Here is a 19,977-nt window from a genome sequence, read left to right as displayed (position 1 = left end):
CCTATGCGCTGCGACCCTATGCGCTGCGGCGGGCACGGACCCGGCGCAGCAGCGGCCAGCCGAGGGCGCCGGCGGCGAGGGCGAGGAGGAGGTATTCGGGCAGCGGGCCGAGCCGGGTGGCCGGGGTCTCGGTGGTGCGCAGCGGGATCTCGGCGACCAGGGCGTCCGGGGTGAACATCTCCGTCTGCTGGACGATCTTCCCGTCGGGCCGGATGACGGCGCTGACCCCGCTGGTGACGGGGACGAGGACGGTGCGGCTGTGCTCCACGGCGCGGACCCGGTCCATGGCCAGCTGCTGGTAGGTCATCTGGCTCCGCCCGAAGGTGGCGTTGTTGCTGGGGACCGCGATCACCTGGGCGCCGGCCCGGACGGTGGAGCGGACGGCGTCGTCGAAGGCGGCTTCGAAGCAGGTGACCATGCCGATCCGGCTGCCGGCCATGTCGAAGACGCCGGGTTCCTTGCCGGGTCCGAAGTCACGGCGGACCCGGTCCACGTCGGAGCTGAAGAGCCGGACCACCGAGCGCATCGGGATGCGTTCGCCGAAGGGCTGGATCTTCCGCTTGTCGTAGGTGGTGGTGGGGCCCTCGACCGGGTCCCAGAGGATCATCGTGTTGCGCAGCGGGCCGGTCGGCGGAGCGAGCACGGAGCCGATCGCCACGGGCACGCCGATCTTCTTGACCGCCTTGTCGATGACCCCGTACGCGTCGGGCTCGGTGAACGGGTCGAGGTCGGAGGAGTTCTCCGGCCAGACCACGAAGTCGGGCTTGGGGACCCGGCCGGCCTTCACGTCCTCGGCGAGCTGGATGGTGCGGTTGGCGTGGTTGTCGAGGACCTGGCGGCGCTGGGAGTTGAAGTCGAGGCCGAGCCGGGGCACGTTGCCCTGGATGACGGCGGCGGTGGCGGTGCCGGCCTGCGGGCTGTCGGAGACCAGCGGCCGGGCGGCGAGGGCGGCACCGATCGGGGCGGCGACGGTGAGGGCGGCGAGGGCGGCGGTGGTCCGCCGGGGGGCGGTACGGGCGATGCGGGCGGTGGCGTAGAGGCCGAATCCGCAGAGGGCGACGGCGAAGGAGAGGAGCGGGGTGCCGCCGAGGGCGGCGAGGGGCAGGAAGATGCCGTCGGCTTGGCCGAAGGCGAGTTTGCCCCAGGGGAATCCGCCGAACGGGAACCGGGCACGCAGTGCCTCGCCGGCGATCCAGACGGCGGCGGCCCACAGCGGCCATGCGGGGAGCCGGCTGACCAGGGCGATGCCGAGCCCGGTGAGGCCGATGAACAGGGATTCGGCGGCGACCAGCGCCAGCCAGGGCACCGGGCCGACCTCCTCGCCCGTCCAGATGAGCAGCGGCAGCAGGTAGCCGAGCCCGGCGACCAGGCCGAGGCCGAAGCCGGCCCGCGCGCGCCGCCCGTACAGGCAGCCGGCCAGCAGGGCGAGGGCGAAGGGGGCCAGCCACCAGAGCGGGCGGGGCGGGAAGCTGAGGTAGAGCAGGGCCCCGGAGAGGACGGCGCCGGCGGTCCGCGGCAGCCAGGCGGCCTTCCGGGGGGCGGCGGCAGGGGTGGCCTCGCCGGGCGCGGCGGAGCCGTCGGCCGGGCCGGGGGACTGCGGGGGCTCGTTCTCGGCCACGCGGGCGGTGCTGCTGCTCATTGGCGGAGTGTACGTCGCCGGGCTGTGCGGCTGGCGGGCACCAGGCCCTGTCCGGGCGGTCTGCGGGGCGGAGCCCGCGCGGGCGGGAGACGCGCATCGCAGGACGAAACGTCGCCGCCGTACGTGGCGCAGGTGGCCGTACGTGCGCATGGGACAGCGGCGTGGCACCCGCAGGGGGCCGCGCCGGGGCAGCCCGGGCAGGAGGCGCGCTACCGCGCCAAGGCGCGGAGGTGGGCGCGGATGACCCGGACGGCGTTCTCCGCGTCGTCGACGGTGACGATGAAGATCTTTCCGCTCTCGAGCTTCAGCTCCAGGCCCATGCCGCTCCGGACCACGACCGCGGTGCCCTTCTCGGGGCGCCAGCGCAGGCCCCAGCCGCCCCATTCGTGGGGGCTGATCCGGGGCAGGAACACCACCGAGACGATGTCGGTGAAGGCGAAGCGGCGGCGGGGCAGGCCGACGTGGCCGCAGCGGACTTCCACCGCCTCGGCGTCGACGGTGACGTGCACATGAACAAACGCAAGGGTGCCGTAGAGGATCAGCAGGCCGGCCGCCACGCAGCCGACCACGGACATGACCAGCGGAACCATCCCCGAGCTCCATGCGGAGTCGACCGCGAGCACGATGCCGAGCACGATGCACGCGACACCCGCACCGGCGAGCAGCCATTGCGCGCGGTTGGAGGCACGGCCGGTCCAGAGCGGCCCCGGAGGGTGACCCGTCATGTATCGCAGCGTACTCACGTTCCGCACGCGCGCCACCGCCTCTCCGCCACTCGGTGCAGCGGGCTGGCAGGGGGCACCTGCCCGCGCCGGCCGCGGCCAAACTCGCGGTTCCGCGAGGCGACCGGTCAGCCGGCCGGGACCGGCCGGCGGTTCCGGTGGGTCAGGTCGAGCCGGTGTCCGGCGAATGCGGTGCGCAGCCGGCGGTCGTGGGTGACCAGGACCAGGGTGCCGGTGTAGTGGGCCAGTGCCGCCTCCAGGTCCTCCACCACGGACGGGGCCAGGTGGTTGGTCGGCTCGTCGAGCAGCAGCAGGTCGTACGGGGCGTCCGTGACCAGCCGGGCCAGTTCCAGCTTGCGCCGCTGGCCGGCCGACAGGATGCGCAGGGGTTTGTCCAGGTCTGTCCGGCCGAGCAGGCCGAGACCGGAGACCCGGTCCGCATACTCCGCACCGAACAGCTCGGCGACGGACCGGGCTTCACGACCCCAGGGGTCGTCCTGGCGCAGAAACCCGATCCGCGCGGGCACCGTCACGGCACCCTGCGTCGCGGGGAGTTCCCCGGCCAGGAGCTGCAACAGGGTGGACTTGCCCACCCCGTTGGGGCCGGTGACCAGGAGCCGCTCCCCCGCCTCGAGGCGAAAGGACACCGGCTCCAGCCGTCCGGGCAGGGCCAGGTCCGCCACCTCGACGGTGCCGGCCCCGGCGCCCGTCCCGGCGGCTGCCGGTCCGGATTCGATCCGCCCGGTGAACCGGAGCGGTTCCGGCGGCACCGGCACCGGGTTCGCGGTCAGCCGCTCCAGCCGTTCCCGCGCGGCGCGGATCCGGCTCATCGCGCCGTGCGCCCGGGACCGGGCCCGGAACGCGCCCGCCCCGCTGAACCCGCGCGGCAGCTTGCGCGGGATCTCGCCGATCCGCCCGATATTGGCCTCGGCGAGCCGCTCGGCCCGGGCGAACTCGGTCCGCCATTCCTCGTACTCCCGCTCCCAGCGCGCCCGGGCCGCCGCGCGGGCGGCCAGGTGGCCGGCGTAGCCGTTGCCGTAGCGGTGCAGGGTGTGCCGTTCGTGGTCCACCTCCAGGATGGTGGTCGTGACCCGGTCCAGAAAGAGCCGGTCGTGGGTGACGGCGATGACGGTGCCGCGGCGGGCGCGGAGGTGTTCCTCCAGCCAGTGCACGACCTCGTCGTCGAGGTCGTTGGTGGGTTCGTCGAGCAGCAGCAGTTCCGGCTCGGCCGCGAGCGCGGCGGCGAGGGCGAGCCGGGAGCGCTGACCGCCGGAGAGGGTGCCGAGCCGGCGGTCCGGGTCGAGCGCGGTGCGCTCGCCGAGCCGGCGGAGGGTGGTGGCGACCCGGCGTTCGGCGTCCCGGCCGCCGCGCGCCTCGTAGGCGGCGAGCAGGTCGGCGTACGCGCCGAGTTCCTCGGGGCCGGCCTGGTGCAGCCGGGCCTCGGCGGCGGAGATCCGGCGCTCCAGATCGCGGAGTCCGGCGAGCGCGAGATCGACGGCATCGCCGACGCGGGCGGTGGCGGGCAGGTCGAGGGTCTGGGCGAGGTGGCCGATACCGCCGGGGGCGGTGACGTGCACCTGGCCGTGGTCGGGGCGCTCCAGGCCGGCCAGCAGCCGGAGCAGGGTGGATTTCCCGGATCCGTTGTCCCCGACGACGCCGACCCGCTCACCGGGCCGGACCGTGCAGTCGACGCGGTCCAGGACGGTGTGGCCGTCGTATGCCTTGGTGACCTCGGACAGGACGATCTGGGTGGCGGCGAGTGGAGTGCGCAAGGGCGGCTTCCTCATTCGGTCGGCGATTCGGTGACGAGACGGAACGCCCCGTCTCGTCACCACACTAAACGCACAACCGGACCTTCGCAAGACGTTCCGTCTCGTTCAGCCGATGGCGGGAGCGTTCTCCCCGGCTGCCAGGAGGCGCCCCTCGACATAGGCCAGGGCCTCGGGCGGCAGCTCGGCGGGACGGCCGCTGAGGAGTACGGTGAGCCGGCCGGTGGCCGGGAGCTCCGGCTCCGGGCGGGCGCCGAGGCGGCGCAGGGCCTGGGTGGCGACGGGCAGGGCGGAGCCGTGGAAGGTGAGCTCGGCCCCGTCGGTACGGTCGGCCAGGGCGGCCCGTACGGCCTCCTCGACCAGCTCGTAGTGGGTGCAGCCGAGCACCACGTCCGTGACGTCGGGCGGGGTCAGCGCAGCGGCGGCGGCCACGGTCCGGGCGATGGCCTCCTCGTCGGCCCACTGCACGGCGTCGGCGAGCCCCGGGCACGGCACTTCGGTGACCCGGGCGCCGGCGGCGAAGTCGCGGATCAGCCCGCGCTGGTAGGGGCTGCCGGTGGTGGCGGGGGTGGCCCAGATGGCGACCTTGCCGCCGGCCGCGGCGGCGGGCTTGATGGCGGGCACGGTCCCGATGACCGGGATACCGGGCTCCAGCCGAGCGCGGAGCGCGGTCAGGGCGTGCACGGTGGCGGTGTTGCAGGCGACGATCATCGCGTCGGGGGCGTGCGATGCGGCGGCCCCGGCCACGTACAGGGCCCGCTCGGCGATGCCCTGGGGGGTACGGGGGCCCCAGGGCATGCCCTCGGGGTCCGAGGAGAGCACGAGGTCGGCGTCGGGCCGCAGCCGCCGCATCACGGCGGCGGCTGCGAGGAGGCCGATTCCGGAGTCCATGAGCGCGATCTTCACCCGGTCACTTTAATCGACGCACCCCCCGCCCCCGCCGCACCCGGGCGGGCCCGGGCGCCTTGCGCGGGGCGGCGCCCGCGTCCGGCGTCCGGGCCGGGTCGGCGCAAGGCGCGCCGCGCAGCCCGGCCGCCCCGGCGCCGCGCGGGCACGGCGGAGCGCAGGTGCCGGCCGCCGCCGCGGGCCGGCCCGACGCCGCCCGCACGAGCACGGCAGGCCACGGGGCGGTGCGCGGCGGCGGGCAGCCACCCGCCTCCGGCCCGCGCGGCGGGGCCGCGGCCGGGCGGGCCGCGCCGGCGGCTACCGGCGGTCGGCCGGTCGACGGAGCGCCTCGTGCAGGTGACCCGGTGCGGAAGCACCCCGCGTGCAGCGCGGGGCAACCCAGCCGGCGCGGCGGCGGGCAACCGCCCGCATCCGGACCGCGCAGCCCGGCCGCGCCGGTCGCCGGGCCGGCTCGTGCAGGCGGCACGCCGCGCGTAGCGCCCGGCAACCCGCCCCCGCTGCGGCACACTGCAGCGATGGGCCTCCTCACCCTCGCCACCGTGTCCCTCGCCGTCTGGCTCTGGCTCCTCCTCGGCCACGGCATGTTCTGGCGGACCGACATCCGGCTCCCGCACTCCCCCGCGGACCCGCCCGCCCCCGCCCACTGGCCGTCCGTCGCCATCCTCGTGCCCGCCCGCGACGAGGCCGAGATGCTGCCCCTGACCCTCCCCTCCCTCCTCGCCCAGGACTATCCCGGCGAAGCCGAGGTCCTCCTCGTCGACGACAACAGCACCGACGGCACCGCCGACCTCGCCCGCCGTCTCGCCGGACAGCAGCCCGGCCTGCCGCTCACCGTGACCTCGCCCGGCGAGCCCGCGCCCGGCTGGACCGGGAAGCTGTGGGCGCTGCGGCACGGTATCGCGCTGGCCCGTCGCGGCCGGCCGCCCGCATACCTGCTGTTCACCGACGCGGACATCGCGCACGAACCGGACAGTCTGCGCCGGCTGGTCGCCGCCGCCGAGTCCGGCGGCCTCGACCTGGTCTCCCAGATGGCCCGGCTCCGGGTGGCCGGGTTCTGGGAGCGGATCGTCGTACCGGCCTTCGTGTACTTCTTCGCTCAGCTGTACCCGTTCCGGTGGGTCAACCGCCCGTCCGCCCGGACCGCCGCCGCGGCCGGCGGCTGCGTGCTGCTGCGGACCGCCGCCGCCGAGCGGGCCGGCGTACCGGATGTGATCCGGCAGGCCGTCATCGACGACGTGTCACTGGCCCGCGCGGTCCAGCGGTCCGGGGGCCGGATCTGGCTGGGGCTGGCCGAGCGGGTGGACAGCGTGCGGCCGTATCCGCGGCTGGCGGACCTCTGGCGGATGGTGTCGCGCAGTGCGTACGCGCAGCTCCGGCACCAACCCCTGCTGCTGGCCGGGACGGTGGCCGGGCTGGCGCTCGTCTACCTGGTGCCGCCGTTCGCCCTGGCCGCCGGGCTCCTGGCCGGCCCGACCGCCACCGCCACCGCCACCGCCACCGCCACCGCCGCGGCCGGCGGCCTGGCGTGGCTGCTGATGGCGGGCAGCTACCTCCCCATGCTGCGCTACTACCGGCAGTCCCCGGCGCTCGCGCCGCTGCTTCCGTTCACCGCACTGCTGTACCTCCTGATGACCGTGGACTCCGCGGTCCAGCACCACCGGGGACGCGGAGCGGCCTGGAAGGGACGCACCTACGCGCGGCCGAGTGACGCCTGAGCAGGCATCATGCCGGTTTGACGAGCCGTCAGGCCGCAGGGCCGCCCAGGGGTGCGAGAAGTGGCAATCAGGGGTGGAAGTGACGAATCGTGCACGTGAACGTCAAGTGAAAGCTGAGGCGCTGACCTGCGAATATGCAGGTCAGCGCGGTGTTGACGGCACCTTGCTATGGACCCGGTGAATTCGTGGGCTTAACTTATGTCCCATGACCTCCCCCCGCTCCACTTATGGCGGCGGTTACTACTCCGCGCCCTCCTTCCCGGACACCCCCATCTACGACTCTCTCGTCGCCGAACGCGGGACCCCGCAGATCGCCCCGATCCGCGTGCCCGCGGCGTACGACTCGGTCGGCAGCGGCTACCCCGCCGGTGCCGGCAGCACGGGTGGCTCGAGTGGATACCTGCCCGCCCTGCCGGCGGCTCTGCCCGCCCTGCCGTCGGCTCCGGTGCCGGCCCAGCAGAGCGCTCCCGCGTACGGGTACCCGTACCAGCAGCAGTCCCAGCAGCCGATGCCGCTCCAGCAGGCGGCGGCTCCCTACGTCCCGCAGCAGGCGGTCGCGGCCCGGGGCTACACGCCCCAGCCCCAGCCGCAGCGGCCCTCGATGACGGCCGGCGGGTACGAGGCGATGCGCCCGGGCCAGCCGCGGCCGGTGCAGGTGCCCGTCCCGGTCCAGATCCCGGCACAGGTGCCGGCGTACGAGGACCAGTACGGCCGCCCCTATCCGGGGCGCGGCTACTGATCCGGAGCGGGATGCCGGCCGGCGCGGCTGGCAGGATGATCCCATGTCGAAGATGTTGGTCCAGGCGCTTCACGTCCATCCCGTCAAGTCGGTAGCGGGGACAGCTCCCGACGAGGTGGCCGTGGAGCCCTGGGGCCTGTCGGGAGACCGCCGGTGGGCCGTGGTCGACGTCGACGGCAATGTCATCACCCAACGCCAGCAGCCGAGGCTGGCCTTGGCGCGAGCCCGTCCGCTGGGGGGCGGCGGGATCGCGCTCTCGGCACCGGGCATGGACGGGCTGACCGTGGCCGTGCCCGAGCCCGGCGTGCTCGAACCGGTGCTGCTGTTCGGGAAGAAGTGCGAGGTCGCACTCGCGGACACGGCGGCACACGACTGGTTCGGCACCTACCTCGGGGAGCCGGCCCGGCTGGTCCACATGGACGACCCGGCCGCCCGGCGGTCCGTGGACCCGGAGTACGCGCTGCCCGGCGAGTCGGTGAGCCTGGCCGACGGGTATCCGCTGCTGATCACCACCCTGGCCTCGCTGGACGCCCTGAACACGCTGATCGCCCAGGGCGAACACCCGGAGGAGGGGCCGCTGCCGATGAGCCGGTTCCGGCCCAATGTGGTGGTGTCCGGAGCCTCCGCCTGGGAAGAGGACCACTGGCAGACGGTCGCGATCGGCGACGCCGTCTTCCGCGGGGCCAAGGCCTGCGGTCGCTGCATCGTCACCACCACCGACCAGGAGACCGCACAGCGGGGCCGGGAGCCGCTGCGGACCCTGGCACTGCACCGCCGGATCGGCCGGTCGCTCGTCTTCGGGCGGCTGCTGGTGCCGGTCCGGCTGGGCACGGTGCGGGTGGGAGACGAGGTACGCGTACTCGAGTAGACCCGGATTCCCGCCCCGCGGCGCGGCCCGGCACTGCGGAACGACACCTTCGAGGTGTCCTTGAGCGGACGCGGAACCAGCCCGCCCCGCCCGTGCGTTGCTCCGGAGGAGACGTGCCCGCCGACGGCCGCCGAGGACCCCTGACCAGGGTCCGGCCGACGGCCAAGGCCTGTGCAAAGGCCTGCCGGGGCACAGGCAGACGGAGGCGAAGGGGGTGCCCGACCGTGCGAACGGCTGCGGGGGTCTGGCGTTGGCGTCGCAATGCACTGCGCCGGCCCACCGATCTGATCGAGGCGTGGCTGGCGTTGGGCGGAATCCTGTGCCTGCTGGTGGTGGCTCCCGCGATCGGCTGGGTCGCCGGGCTCCAGGTGGACGCCACGCTCCAGCGTGCCGCGCGGGAGCAGCGGCAGGAGCGGCACCTGGTCCCGGCGGTCGTGGTCCGGCCGGCGCACGCCGCCGGCCCGGCAGGCGTTGCCCTCGAGGCGGCGGCGCCACCGCAGACCCCGCAGCGGACCCGGATCGTGGCCTCCTGGACGGCGCCCGACGGCAGCAGCCATCAGGGGTCGGTACCGGCGGCGGAGGAACCACCACGGCCCGGCGACCGGTTCCGGATATGGACCGACGGGCAGGGACGGCTGGTGGGCCGGCCACTGGAGCCGTCGACGGCCGTGATGCATGCGGGTCTGGCCGGGCTGGCGGCCATGCTGGGCACCGGTGCGCTGGTCGAGACGGTCCGGCGGATGGTCGTACGCCGCCTCGTGCATCGGCGGTACATCCGTCTGGACCAGGCCTGGGCCGCGGCCGGTCCGGACTGGGGCCGTGCGGGCGCGGGCAGCTGACCTGGCAACTCCCGGGGCCGGCGCGCGCTACGGTGGACCGGCGGACGGCAATGCAGCCGGAACGGCCGCTTCGGCCGCGCGAGGACGAAGGTGGGGGCACGACAGCACCATGGCTCAGGGCACGGTCCAGGTGACGCACGGCGGGACCTCCCGGTGGCGGCGCCGCTCCGGGGAATATCCGACGCTGGCCGCCGCCCTCGCCGCGGCGGGGGACGGCGACGTCCTGTCCATCGCGCCCGGCACGTACCGGGAGAACCTGGTGCTGCGTCATGCCGTCACCCTCCGCGGGCCGGAGGGCTCGGTCGGATCGGTGCGGATCGCCCCGGCCGACGGGGTGGCCCTGACCGTGTACGCCTCGGCCGTCGTCCAGGACCTGCACCTGGAGGGGCAGGACCGGGCGGCGCCCGCGCTGCTCGTCGAGGACGGCGCCCCCGAGCTGACCGACCTGCGGGTCAGCACCCGGTCGGCGGCCGGCATCGAAGTCCGCGGCGGGGCCCGGCCCGTGGTGCGCCGCTGCACGGTGGAGAACCCGTCCGGGGTGGGTATCGCGGTGCTCGACGGCGGCGGCGGGGTCTTCGAGGAGTGCGAGGTGGTCGCCTCCGGGCAGACCGGGCTCTCGGTGCGCGGCGGCGGACATCCCCGCCTGGAGCGCTGCCGAATCCACCACAGCAGCGGAGCGGGCATCGCCGTCACCGGAGAGGGCTCCGGGCTGGAGGCGCTGGGCTGCGAGGTGTACGAGATCAAGGGCACCGGGGTGCAGATCGCGGCCCGCGCCGCGGCCCGGTTCACCGACTGCTCGGTGCACCGCACCACCTCCGACGGGATCACCCTGGACACCGATGCCGTCCTCGCCCTGGACGGCTGCGACATCCACGACCTCCCCGAGAACGCGGTGGACCTGCGCTCCCGTTCCGTGCTCACGCTCAGCCGCACCACGATCCGCCGGTTCGGCCGCAACGGCCTGTCCGTGTGGGACCCGGGAACCCGGGTGAACGCCGAGTCCTGCGAGATCCACGACAGCACCGGCGACTACCCGGCGGTCTGGATCAGCGACGGTGCCTCGGCCGCCCTGGACTCCTGCCGGGTGCACGACGTACCGGACGCCCTGTTCGTCCTGGACCGGGGTTCGAGCGCCGACGTGGTCGACAGCGACCTCTCCCAGGTCGCCCGGACCGCCGTCTCGGTCAGCGACGGGGCCACCGCCAACCTGGCCGACTGCCGGATCCGGGAGGCCGCGACCGGTGCCTGGTTCCGCGACCACGGCAGCGGCGGTGGCCTCACGGACTGCACCGTGGACGCGGTGCAGACCGGGGTGATCGTCACCAAGGGCGCCGATCCGGTGGTGGAGCGGTGCGCGGTCGGCTCGGCGGTGGAAGCCGGGTTCTACGTGTCCGCCGGCGGGCGGGGCAGTTTCACCGACTGCCGGGTGACCGGGAGCAGCGGCTTCGGCTTCCATGTCATCGACGGCTGCCGTACGGCGCTGACCGGCTGCCGCACCGAGCGGTGTGCGCGCGGGGGGTACGAGTTCGCGGAGGACGGCCCGGTCGTCCTGGAGTGCACCGGCGACGAACTGCCGCAGCGCCCGGGGGTCCTGGGCCTGCCGGGGGCGGCCGGGACCGGGGAGGGGCGGGTCTCCGTGCACGATGCGGCACCGCTGCCCGCGCCCGCCCGGGAGGCGGTGCCGGCGCCGGCCGGGGCGCGGGCGGCCGGGGTGACGGGCCCGGCCGTAACGGCGTATCCCGCCGGGGCCACCGGACCTGCCGGAGCCGCCGGGCGGGAGCCGGCCGGGCGCGGGTCCTCGGAAGTCCTGGGGCAGCTCGACGCCTTGGTGGGACTGGACAGCGTGAAGCGCGAGGTGCGGGCGCTGACGGACATGATCGAGGTCGGGCGCCGGCGGCAGCAGGCGGGCCTGAAGGCGGCCTCGGTCCGCCGGCATCTGGTCTTCACCGGCTCCCCCGGCACCGGCAAGACCACCGTGGCCCGGCTGTACGGGGAGATCCTCGCCTCCCTCGGGGTGCTGGAACGCGGCCACCTGGTGGAGGTGTCCCGGGTGGACCTGGTCGGCGAGCACATCGGTTCCACGGCGATCCGCACCCAGGAGGCCTTCGAACGGGCCCGCGGCGGGGTGCTGTTCATCGACGAGGCGTACGCCCTGGCACCGGAGGACTCGGGCCGGGACTTCGGCCGGGAGGCCATCGACACGCTGGTGAAGCTGATGGAGGACCACCGGGACGCGGTGGTCGTCATCGTCGCCGGGTACACGGCCGAGATGGAGCGTTTCCTGACCGTCAACCCTGGTGTGGCCTCGCGGTTCTCCCGGACCATCACCTTCGGCGACTACGGGCCGGAGGAACTGCTGCGGATCGTCGAACAGCAGGCGGAGGAGCACGAGTACCGGCTGGGCCTGGGCACCCGTGAGGCCCTGCTGGGGTACTTCACCGAGCTGCCCAAGGGGCCCGCCTTCGGCAACGGCCGGACCGCCCGGCAGACCTTCGAGTCGATGGTCGAGCGGCATGCCGGGCGGGTGGCCCAGCTGTCCGAGGCCGGGACCGACGAGCTCACCCTGTTGTTCCCGGAGGACCTGCCAAATCGGTCGGGTCTCTCCGGTCTGGCGGCTCCTTGCTGAGCCCGCCGGGCCGGCCGGGCCCCGGTACGGACCTCGGTACGGGCGGTGGGATGCGCGGGGCCGGCAGGGCCGTGGTCTCCGGGGGCTCTGGTTCGGCCCGCCGGGCCAGCCTGGCCAGCAGGGCATCGCGTTCGGCGGCGAAGGCCGGGTCCGCCTGGTAGTCGGCGTGGCCGAGGATCGGCGCGGGCAGCGGGTGCCGTTCGGTACGCCCGTAGGCGAGCGGGTCGGCCAGCATTGCGCCGTCGACACCGGGGAGCACGGGGCCACCGATCGGGTCGGTGGCCCGCCACAGGTTGCGCCAGCAGTCCACTTCCCGGTGCAGGGCGGACAGGTCGGCCGGGCCGAAGTAGGCGGGGAACCAGTGGCCGTAGAGGCGGGCCAGCGGGGAGCCGTAGGTGAGCAGGGCCACCCGGCGCCGGACGGCCGGGGGCAGCTGCCATACGGCGGCGGCTGCCAGCACGCTGCCCTGGGAATGGCCGGAGAGGACGAGCCGGCCGCCGGTCCGGCCGGTCCAGCCGGTCATCCGCCAGGTCAGGTCGGGCACGGCCCGCTCGGCGTAACAGGGCGGGGCGAAGGGGTGGGCGGCCCGCGGCCAGAAGGTGCCGACGTCCCAGAGGATGCCGATGGTGCGGCGGGCGCCTGCGTCGCGGTAGGCGCGCCGTCCCCAGCCGACGAAGAGCAGGAACCCGAGGCCGATCAGCCAGGAGCCGCTGTCCTGGGCGGCCCGGGCAGCGGCGGCCACCAGCGGATGGGCGTCCCGGGCCGCCTCGCCGGGGACCTGGCCGGTGAGCCGGGCTCCGGCCAGGGCGACCGCTCCGAGCAGCAGGGTCAGCCCGGAGACGGCGGCCACGAACCAGGGCGTGGAGTCGGTGAGGGCGGCGGTGGCACGGGCCCCGCCGATCTGCCGGCTGCGGGCCTTGTCGTAGCCCTCGCCCGGGTATTCGGCCGCGACGGTGGCGGCGATCCGGCGCCGGGCGACTGCGCCGCGCACCCCGAACCGCACGGCCAGCAGGAGCAGGGCGAGCAGCAGCGGGGGCAGTACGGCGGCCTGCCAGGACAGCAGGACCGGCGGGCCGGGCAGTGCGGCGGCGGCATCGGCGGCATCGGCGGCGTACATGCCGGGGGTGGCTCCGCCGTCGAGCCAGTCGGCGACCCGCTGGGCCACTCCGCCGGACATCACTCCGCCCAGTGCACAGCCCAGCAGGGCGACGGCGGGACCGCCGAGCCCGCCGAGGGCGGCCGGCGCCGCCGGACGGCCCGCGGCGGCGGTGTGGCGGCGCAGCCGTACCGCCACCGCCGCGAGGGCCAGCGCGCAGCCGCCCTGGGCGAGCATCAGCAGGCCGAAGCCGAGGTCTCCGGGGAGCCGGCCGGTGGCAGTCCAGCCGGGCCGGGACCAGCAGGTGTAGCCCGCGCACAGCACCAGCAGGGCGAGGGCGCAGCCGGGCAGCAGGGTGACCACGGCCCGGTCGAGCCTCAGGTCGAGCCGCGACTCGGTCCGGCCGCGCCGGCAGACCACCCAGAGCACGGTGGCGGCACCGGCGGCCACCCCCGCCAGCGCACATCCGCCCACCAGCTCGGCCGTGCCGCCGGTCCGCCGGTCGTACGCGGCGGTCGGTACGGTGATCGCCGCGGCAACGGTGAGCAGTCCGGCGGCGGTGTGCGCGGCGCGGAGCCGGGCCACCAGGCGGCGCCCGTACCAGAATCCGGGCCGGCCGAGCGCCGGAGTGCCGTCGTCGAGGTCGGGGTCGGTGCCTCCGGTGGGCGGCGGGGGCTGGGACTCGTACGCGCTCCAGGTGCGGTTGGACAGGTACCAGAGCAGTCCGGTCAGCCCGGCCGGCACCAGGGCGGCGAGCGCGAGCCGGCGGCCGGGTTCGGTGTCCGCGAGGAAGCCCAGCCAGGAGCGGGAGTCCGTGCAGTGCGGTGAGGCGGCGCACTGCCAGGCGATCAGGTCGAGCGCGACCTCGCAGGCGGCGGCGATGAGCAGCACGGTCAGGCTGAGGGCGACGAGCCGGACCAGGACGCCATACCCGCGAACGGCGCGGTCTGCACGCCCGGCGCGGGCCGCTCCGGCCGGTGCCGGGGGCCGGGCCCAGTGCGCGAGGTTGACCACCATGAAGGGCAGGAGCAGCAGCCACAGCGCCCGGGTCCCGTTCCCGGAGGTGAGCCGCGACCAGCAGTAGGCCTCGGGGACTGGCCGGCCGGCGTACCGCTCGGGATGTGCCTCGGCGTCGGCGTCCTCGGTGCGGCGGAACACGGCGGCGGTGGAGTCCCCGGTGATGCGGACGGTGCGGGGATCGCCGAGCAGTTCTTCGGGAGCGGCACCGGCCACCCCGTGCACCAGGAGTTCGAGGGCGAGCGGTGCCGGCACGGGGGGTGGTTCGGGTGCGGTGGTCAAGGCGGCGGCTCCCTCCGGAACGGACCGTCGGTCTCTGCCGGCTCTCTGCCCGTTCCGGGCCTGCCGGAGACATCTGACGCCCCGCCAGTTAAGGTGTCCGCACCCATTCGGCGGAATCCTCCGCCCCACCGCACGAGGAGCACTGGCCATGGCTCGCGCACTCCGCCCCGTCGGGCTCGATTTCACCGAAACCGCCCCGGTCCGGCTGGTCTTCACGACCCGGACGACGGCCGCGCCGGAGGCGGTGTACCAGGCGCTGGCGGAGGATGTGACGGGCTGGCCGCGATGGTTCAAGGCGGTGACCCTGGCCCGGCCGACCCATGGCGGGGCCGGCCGCGAGGTCCGGCTGAAGGGCGGGGTCCGCTTCCAGGAGACGATCATGGCCGCGGATCCGGAACAGCGGTACGCCTACCGGGTGGACGAGACCAACGCACCCGGGGTGCAGGCCCTGCTGGAGGAGTGGCGGCTCACCCCGGACGGCACCGGCACCGGGATCCGCTGGACCTTCGCGGCGGCCGGCCCTGCGCCGTTCCGGCTGGCCCTCACCGCCGCGCGCCCGGGCCTGGGGCACTCCTTCCGGACGGCCGTCCGTACCCTGGACGGCCTGCTGGCGGCCCGCTCCGCGGGCCGCCCCTGACAGGTTTCCGGGTTCCGGGTCAGACCTTGCGGCCGTTGGCCTCCTTGAAGGCCTCGGTCATATCGGCCGTCTCCGACGCCGGCGGGACCGGGATGTCCTTGGCGGCGCCGAAGGAGTAGAAGTCCGTGTGGACGGTCATGGCGCCGATGGTCTGGTTCAGCCGGACCGGCATGTTCTGGTCGTCCACCCAGACGTCGGTGACGAGTTCGGTGCCGCCCCCCAGGGCCGTGAACGCCGCGCCGCTCTCGCCGAGTTTGTCCTTGGGGATGGTGGCGCGGTAGTGGACGGCCTCCTTGCCGAGGACGTTCTCCTTGCCGACCTTGGTGACGCCGGCCGCGTACTTGACCATCTTCAGTCCGGCCGTCGGGTCGTTCTGGGACCCCTCCAGGGAGGCCACGCCCTTCTCCCCCAGCACTGCGCTGGCATCCACCTTCAGCCAGGTCTTGCCCTTGAAGGGGCCGGAGGGCGCCGCGTCGACCTCGTAGTAGTAGGCGCCCTGGACCATCCGGTAGGTGATCGTGCCGTCGCTGACCAGGTCCTGCATCTGAAGGTCCGCGGCCGGGACCTCGGCCTGCATGGCGAGGCCGTTGCCCCACGAGTAGGTGCCGGTCATCGTGGTCGGCTTGCCGCCGGTGTCCGGGGTGGTCACGGTCATCTTGACCTCGGCCGAGCCGGCCGCGGACGCCGCGTCCGAAGCCTTGCCGAGCGTGGCGACCATCGACTCGACGGTGTCGACGACCTGCGCGCCGGCACCGGCGGCGGCCTTCTTCGCCGGCTCCCCGTCCGAACACCCGGCCGTCGCCGCGGCGATCACCGCCACGACCACGGCCCCGGCCGCAACCCTCCCCGCACTGCCCGCACTGCGTGCCTTCATGCCCCCCACCCCTGACCACCGAGACGCCGAACCCCCGGGCCCCCGCCCGAAGTTCCCTACCCGTGCAGGCTCGCACACTCCTTCGCCTCACGCCCCGGATTTGCGCGCGTCCCGGACCGTATCGGTCAGATCCGTGGTGTCTGCGGCCGACGGGGCCTCGACCGGACCCGACACCCCGAAGGAGAGGAAATCGAGGGTGAGGTTGGTGGTGCCCGCCCGGTACCGCAGGCGGACCGGCAGGTTACGGTCGTCCACCCACACATCCGTGACGAGTTCACCGGCGCCCTGGGGGAACCGGAAGGAGCGCAGTGCATCCTCGTACCGGCCCTGGGGCGTGACGACCCTGTAGTGCACGGCCCGCCGGTCGAGCGGCGTGCCCTCACCGACCCGTGACACGCCTGTCGCACCCTTCAGCAGCTCCAGTCCGGCCATGGGGTCGAGCTCCACGTCCGTGGGCCCGCCCTTCGCCTCCCCCCGCAGGCTGCCGAAGTCGAGGGTGAACCAGGCTTTGCCCTGGCCCGCGCCCGCGCCCGGGCCCTTCCCCTGGCCCAGTCCGCCAACGGAAGCACCCAGTTGGTAGTAGTACCTGCCCTGCACGAACCGGTAGGTGGTACGCCCGTCGGGGTCCAGCCCGGCCCCGGACCCTTCCGGCATCGACATCTCGGACTCGACCGCGAGCCCACCGTGCCAGCTGTAGCGGCCGGTGCGGTCCTCCTCGCCTCCGGCCCCCTCCTCGCCCCGGGCCGTGACCCTGATCTCGGCCGGCCCGGCCTTACGCACCGCCTCCGCCATCCGGTCGAGCTGCTGCCCCGCGGCGGCTGCGGCCTCGGAGTTCCGCTCGACCACCTCCGACTTCGCGCATCCGGCCGCGCCCATCGTGACCGCCATCAGCACCGCCACGGCCGCAGCCGCTCGAACCGCCCTCATGCCCCGCCCCGCCCCTCACAGTCCGTATACGAGCGCGAACGATACCCCCGGCGCGTCGGGCCGGGTTCAGGCGCCCGGTTCGCGCCAGACCCCCGTCGTCAGCAGGGTGTCGATGGTCTTTGCGTACGGGGCGATGTCCAGGCCCTGGGCCGCCAGCCAGTCGTCCGCGTAGTACTTGTCCAGGTAGCGCTCGCCCGGGTCGCACAGCAGCGTGACCACGCTGCCCTTGCGGCCCTCCGCCACCATCTCGGAGACGATCTTGAGTGCGCTCCACAGGCCGGTGCCGGTCGAGCCGCCCGCCTTGCGGCCGATGGCCGTTTCCAGCGCGCGGCAGGCGGCCACGCTGGCCGCGTCCGGAACCTTCATCATCCGGTCGATCGCCCCCGGCACGAAGCTCGGTTCCATCCGCGGACGGCCGATGCCCTCGATCCGGGAGCCGCAGTCGGTGGTGGCGTCCGGGTTGTCGGTCGTCCAGCCCTCGAAGAACACGGAGTTCTCCGGGTCCGGCACACAGACCCGGGTGTCGTGCTGCATGTAGTGCACGTACCGGGCGATGGTCGCGGAGGTGCCGCCGGTGCCGGCGGTGGCCACGATCCAGGCCGGTTCGGGGTACCGCTCCAGCCGGAGCTGCTGGTACATCGATTCTGCGATGTTGTTGTTGCCGCGCCAGTCCGTGGCCCGCTCGGCATAGGTGAACTGGTCCATGTAGTGGCCGCCGGTGCGCTGTGCGAGCGCGGCCGACTCCTCGTACACCCGCATCGGATCGTCCACGAAGTGGCATGCGCCGCCGTGGAATTCGATCAGCCGGCACTTCTCCGGGCTGGTGGTCCGCGGCATCACGGCGACGAACGGCACCCCGATCAGCTTGGCGAAGTACGCCTCGGAGACCGCCGTCGAACCGGAGGACGCCTCGATGACCGGCCGGCCCGGCCGGACCCACCCGTTGCACAGGGCGTAGAGGAAGAGCGACCGGGCGAGGCGGTGCTTGAGCGAGCCCGTGGGATGGGTGGACTCGTCCTTCAGGTAGAGGTCGATGCCCCACGCTTCGGGCAGCGGGAAGCGCAGCAGGTGGGTGTCCGCGGAGCGGTTGGCGTCTGCCTGGACCTTCCGGACGGCTTCTTTCAGCCAGGCCCGGTAGTCCGCGTCGCTGCGGTCCACATCGAGGGTGGTGCCGGTGGTGCTCATCTGCCGTGCTCCTTGCTGTCCGGTGCGCCCATTCCTTCGCAATGTACCTCTGCCACCTGCACAAACAGTCACTTTGGGGATCTATGCGGAGGGCTTTCGGTCAGCCATTCGGTCAGGGTGCCGGTCAGGCATTCGGCCGGGCCTTCCGGACAGGCTTTCGGTTGCGCACGGGGCGGCGCGGGGTGACCCTGGTACCGCGTCACAGAGGGTGCAGCACCCGTAACACTCATGTCGGGGAGTCGCAGCCGTGATCAGTCCTTCTCGCAGGCACTGCACCGTCGAGTTGCAGGCCGTGCCGTCGCGGATCGGCCAGGTCCGCCGCATCGTCTCCGCGCAATTGCGCCACTGGCAGCTGGATCCGCTCATAGACCGGGCCTCGCTCGGCGTGACGGAGCTCCTGAGCAACGTCCACCGCCATGCACAGCCGGACAAGAGCTGTACGGTCGAGATCGAGCTGCGCCTGGGCCGGCTCACCGTCTCGGTGCACGACAACGACCCCCGCCTGCCGGTCCTGAAAGCGGCCGATCCGCTGGAAACCTGCGGACGCGGGCTCGCGCTGGTCGAGGCGGTGAGTGAGAACTGGGGCGCCCAGCACCTGGAGGGCATCGCCGGGAAGATGGTCTGGTTCTCCCTGCACGCCGCGGACCCGCCGGCCCCACCGCTGCGCCCGGTCCGCCTCCAGGCGACCGCGCCGAGCCCGCTGGTCGATGCCCCGACCACTGATTTCGTACGCCGGATCGCGACGGCCACGGCCCCTGCCCCGGCCCCGCCGGGCTGACCGCGGAGCCCCGCCGGGCCGCGGCCACCGCCCCGGCCCCGCCGCGCCCCGCACCGCCCCTTCAGGCGACCGGGCCCAGCGTCCCCAGGGGATCGTCCAGCACCGGCTGCCAGGCCAGTTCGGCCGCGCCCACCAGGCTGTTGTGGTCCAGCGTGCACGGCAGGATCGGGACTCCCCCGCTCCGCCCCCACAGGCTGCGGTCCGCGACCACCGCCCGCAGCCGCTCCGGATCGGCGTGCAGCAGCTCCCGGTGCAGGCCGCCCAGGATGATCCGGTCCGGGTTGAGGATGTTCACCAGCCCGGCCAGACCGAGCCCGAGCCGGTCGACGATCTCCTCGGCGGCGGCCCGGACGGCCGGATCCGCGTACTCCACGCGCAACAGATCGCGGGCCTGCTGGAGCAGCGACACCTCCGGTCCCGGGGTGCGGCCGGCCGCGGTCAGGAAGGCCAGCGGATCGGCCTCCACGTCCAGGCAGCCGCGGCTCCCGCAGTGGCAGGGCCTGCCTTCCGGGTTCACGGTCAGATGGCCGACCTCCAGGGCCAGGCCGGAACTCCCGCTGTGCAGGCGGCCGTCCAGGACCAGCGCCCCGCCGACCCCACGGTGGCCGGTGGCCACGCACAGCAGGTGCTGGGCGCTGCGCCCGGCGCCGTGCCGGTGCTCGGCCAGTGCGGCCAGGTTGATGTCGTTGCCGGTGAGGGCCGGGCCGTCGATTCCGGCCGCCTTCACACACTGCTCGAATACGGTCCGGACCGGGGAGCCGGCCGGCCAGGACAGGTGCAGCGGGTTGAGCGCCGTGCCCTCGGGCTCGGCGATCGCGGAGGGCACGGCCAGCCCCGCGCCCACGCAGCGACGGCCGCTCTCGGCCAGCAGGGCCGCGCCCGCGTCCACCACCGCGGCAAGCACGGTCGCCGGGTCCGCCGAGACCGTCCGGCCGGGCGCGGTGGCCACGATCCGGCCGCCGAGTCCGACCAGCGCCGCCCGGAACCCGTCCGGGTGGATCTGGGCCGCCAGCACCACCGGGCCGTTCTCGTCGACGGACAGGCGGTGCGAGGGCCGGCCCTGGGCGCCGCCCGCGCCGCGGGGACGGGAGTCGACCCGGATCAGGCCCAGGGCTTCGAGTTCGGCGGCGACGGCTCCGGCAGTGGCCCGGGTCACCCCGAGCTCGGCGGTGAGCACGGCCCGGGTCGGGGCCCTGCCGGTGTGCACCAGCTCCAGCGCCGGCCCGAGGGCGCCGCGGCCCCGCTCCAGCTTGCTGCGCGTGGAGGCCGTACTGCCGTTGCCGATGCCGTTCATAGAGGCGATCCTCCCATGATCGGCGCAGGGGCCGGATTCCAGGCCGCCGAGTCGGCCGGGCCGG

At 74.4% G+C, this 19,977-nt stretch carries 16 protein-coding genes; 7 read left to right on the top strand and 9 right to left on the bottom strand.

Translation table 11 applies throughout. The features are described from left to right. Positions 1 to 16: 16 nt before the first annotated feature. The 4 genes from lnt to DEJ50_RS30560 all read right to left on the bottom strand — a co-directional run bounded on the left by lnt (position 17) and on the right by DEJ50_RS30560 (position 5,036). Positions 17 to 1,639: an apolipoprotein N-acyltransferase gene (gene lnt / locus DEJ50_RS30575; protein WP_150211295.1), complete on the bottom strand. Its 1,623-nt coding sequence runs from the start codon at positions 1,637 to 1,639 to the stop codon at positions 17 to 19. A 209-nt stretch (positions 1,640 to 1,848) separates the two neighbouring features. After that, positions 1,849 to 2,364 carry a hypothetical protein gene (locus DEJ50_RS30570; RefSeq protein WP_150211294.1) on the bottom strand — a complete coding sequence of 172 codons (516 nt, stop codon included), beginning with the start codon at positions 2,362 to 2,364 and terminating at the stop codon, positions 1,849 to 1,851. A 125-nt stretch (positions 2,365 to 2,489) separates the two neighbouring features. After that, positions 2,490 to 4,148, bottom strand: coding sequence for an ABC-F family ATP-binding cassette domain-containing protein (locus DEJ50_RS30565; protein WP_150211293.1), 1,659 nt, complete (start codon positions 4,146 to 4,148; stop codon positions 2,490 to 2,492). 90 nt (positions 4,149 to 4,238) lie between these two features. Further along, entirely contained in the window at positions 4,239 to 5,036 is a 798-nt protein-coding gene (locus tag DEJ50_RS30560) for a glutamate racemase (RefSeq protein ID WP_190344787.1), read from the bottom strand. Between the two features lie 515 nt (positions 5,037 to 5,551). On the opposite strand from DEJ50_RS30560, the gene DEJ50_RS30555 reads away from it, so the two are divergent. The 5 genes from DEJ50_RS30555 to DEJ50_RS30535 all read left to right on the top strand — a co-directional run bounded on the left by DEJ50_RS30555 (position 5,552) and on the right by DEJ50_RS30535 (position 11,823). Beyond that, positions 5,552 to 6,751 carry a glycosyltransferase gene (locus tag DEJ50_RS30555; RefSeq protein ID WP_150211292.1) on the top strand — a complete coding sequence of 400 codons (1,200 nt, stop codon included), beginning with the start codon at positions 5,552 to 5,554 and terminating at the stop codon, positions 6,749 to 6,751. Between the two features lie 205 nt (positions 6,752 to 6,956). Continuing rightward, complete coding sequence (locus tag DEJ50_RS30550; protein WP_150211291.1) at positions 6,957 to 7,490, top strand: DUF6643 family protein; 534 nt, start codon at positions 6,957 to 6,959, stop codon at positions 7,488 to 7,490. Between the two features lie 43 nt (positions 7,491 to 7,533). Further along, positions 7,534 to 8,358 (top strand): MOSC domain-containing protein, encoded by an 825-nt coding sequence (locus tag DEJ50_RS30545; protein ID WP_150211290.1) that lies wholly within the window; start codon positions 7,534 to 7,536, stop codon positions 8,356 to 8,358. Positions 8,359 to 8,582: 224 nt separating this feature from the next. Further along, positions 8,583 to 9,197, top strand: coding sequence for a hypothetical protein (locus DEJ50_RS30540; protein ID WP_150211289.1), 615 nt, complete (start codon positions 8,583 to 8,585; stop codon positions 9,195 to 9,197). Positions 9,198 to 9,306: 109 nt separating this feature from the next. Further along, complete coding sequence (locus tag DEJ50_RS30535; protein WP_150211288.1) at positions 9,307 to 11,823, top strand: right-handed parallel beta-helix repeat-containing protein; 2,517 nt, start codon at positions 9,307 to 9,309, stop codon at positions 11,821 to 11,823. Here the strand turns inward: DEJ50_RS30535 and DEJ50_RS30530 are convergent. Further along, entirely contained in the window at positions 11,756 to 14,218 is a 2,463-nt protein-coding gene (locus tag DEJ50_RS30530; protein WP_223837968.1) for a hypothetical protein, read from the bottom strand. The genes DEJ50_RS30535 and DEJ50_RS30530 overlap by 68 nt on opposite strands. A 148-nt stretch (positions 14,219 to 14,366) precedes the next feature. Between DEJ50_RS30530 and DEJ50_RS30525 the strand changes: the two genes are divergently transcribed. Further along, positions 14,367 to 14,855, top strand: a complete 489-nt coding sequence (locus DEJ50_RS30525) for an SRPBCC family protein (RefSeq protein WP_150211287.1) — start codon at positions 14,367 to 14,369, stop codon at positions 14,853 to 14,855. Positions 14,856 to 14,874: 19 nt separating this feature from the next. Here DEJ50_RS30525 and DEJ50_RS30520 read toward each other — a convergent pair whose 3' ends face one another. The 3 genes from DEJ50_RS30520 to DEJ50_RS30510 form a co-directional block, all read right to left on the bottom strand. Next, on the bottom strand, positions 14,875 to 15,729 hold the full coding sequence (locus tag DEJ50_RS30520) for a hypothetical protein (RefSeq protein WP_150211286.1): 855 nt from the start codon (positions 15,727 to 15,729) through the stop codon (positions 14,875 to 14,877). 87 nt (positions 15,730 to 15,816) lie between these two features. Continuing rightward, positions 15,817 to 16,656, bottom strand: coding sequence for a hypothetical protein (locus DEJ50_RS30515; RefSeq protein WP_150211285.1), 840 nt, complete (start codon positions 16,654 to 16,656; stop codon positions 15,817 to 15,819). 66 nt (positions 16,657 to 16,722) lie between these two features. Next, entirely contained in the window at positions 16,723 to 17,841 is a 1,119-nt protein-coding gene (locus DEJ50_RS30510; RefSeq protein WP_150211284.1) for a PLP-dependent cysteine synthase family protein, read from the bottom strand. Between the two features lie 247 nt (positions 17,842 to 18,088). Between DEJ50_RS30510 and DEJ50_RS30505 the strand changes: the two genes are divergently transcribed. Continuing rightward, a complete protein-coding gene (locus DEJ50_RS30505; protein ID WP_150211283.1) occupies positions 18,089 to 18,619 on the top strand; it encodes an ATP-binding protein in 531 nt (176 codons plus the stop codon). Positions 18,620 to 18,680: 61 nt separating this feature from the next. On the opposite strand, the gene DEJ50_RS30500 is transcribed toward DEJ50_RS30505, so the two are convergent. Next, complete coding sequence (locus tag DEJ50_RS30500; RefSeq protein ID WP_150211282.1) at positions 18,681 to 19,913, bottom strand: ROK family protein; 1,233 nt, start codon at positions 19,911 to 19,913, stop codon at positions 18,681 to 18,683. Positions 19,914 to 19,977: the final 64 nt, after the last annotated feature.

Origin of the sequence: Streptomyces venezuelae (genome assembly GCF_008642295.1) — a bacterium.
GTDB lineage: Bacteria > Actinomycetota > Actinomycetes > Streptomycetales > Streptomycetaceae > Streptomyces > Streptomyces venezuelae_C.
This window is presented reverse-complemented; position numbering and strand designations above follow the sequence as displayed.

Coding starts and splice junctions, on each gene's coding strand:
- lnt (WP_150211295.1), bottom strand. CDS start 1,639: ATGAGCAGCAGCACCGCCCGCGTGGCCGAGAACGAGCCCCCGCAGTCC.
- DEJ50_RS30570 (WP_150211294.1), bottom strand. CDS start 2,364: ATGACGGGTCACCCTCCGGGGCCGCTCTGGACCGGCCGTGCCTCCAAC.
- DEJ50_RS30565 (WP_150211293.1), bottom strand. CDS start 4,148: ATGAGGAAGCCGCCCTTGCGCACTCCACTCGCCGCCACCCAGATCGTC.
- DEJ50_RS30555 (WP_150211292.1), top strand. CDS start 5,552: ATGGGCCTCCTCACCCTCGCCACCGTGTCCCTCGCCGTCTGGCTCTGG.
- DEJ50_RS30550 (WP_150211291.1), top strand. CDS start 6,957: ATGACCTCCCCCCGCTCCACTTATGGCGGCGGTTACTACTCCGCGCCC.
- DEJ50_RS30545 (WP_150211290.1), top strand. CDS start 7,534: ATGTCGAAGATGTTGGTCCAGGCGCTTCACGTCCATCCCGTCAAGTCG.
- DEJ50_RS30535 (WP_150211288.1), top strand. CDS start 9,307: ATGGCTCAGGGCACGGTCCAGGTGACGCACGGCGGGACCTCCCGGTGG.
- DEJ50_RS30525 (WP_150211287.1), top strand. CDS start 14,367: ATGGCTCGCGCACTCCGCCCCGTCGGGCTCGATTTCACCGAAACCGCC.
- DEJ50_RS30520 (WP_150211286.1), bottom strand. CDS start 15,729: ATGAAGGCACGCAGTGCGGGCAGTGCGGGGAGGGTTGCGGCCGGGGCC.
- DEJ50_RS30515 (WP_150211285.1), bottom strand. CDS start 16,656: ATGAGGGCGGTTCGAGCGGCTGCGGCCGTGGCGGTGCTGATGGCGGTC.
- DEJ50_RS30510 (WP_150211284.1), bottom strand. CDS start 17,841: ATGAGCACCACCGGCACCACCCTCGATGTGGACCGCAGCGACGCGGAC.
- DEJ50_RS30500 (WP_150211282.1), bottom strand. CDS start 19,913: ATGAACGGCATCGGCAACGGCAGTACGGCCTCCACGCGCAGCAAGCTG.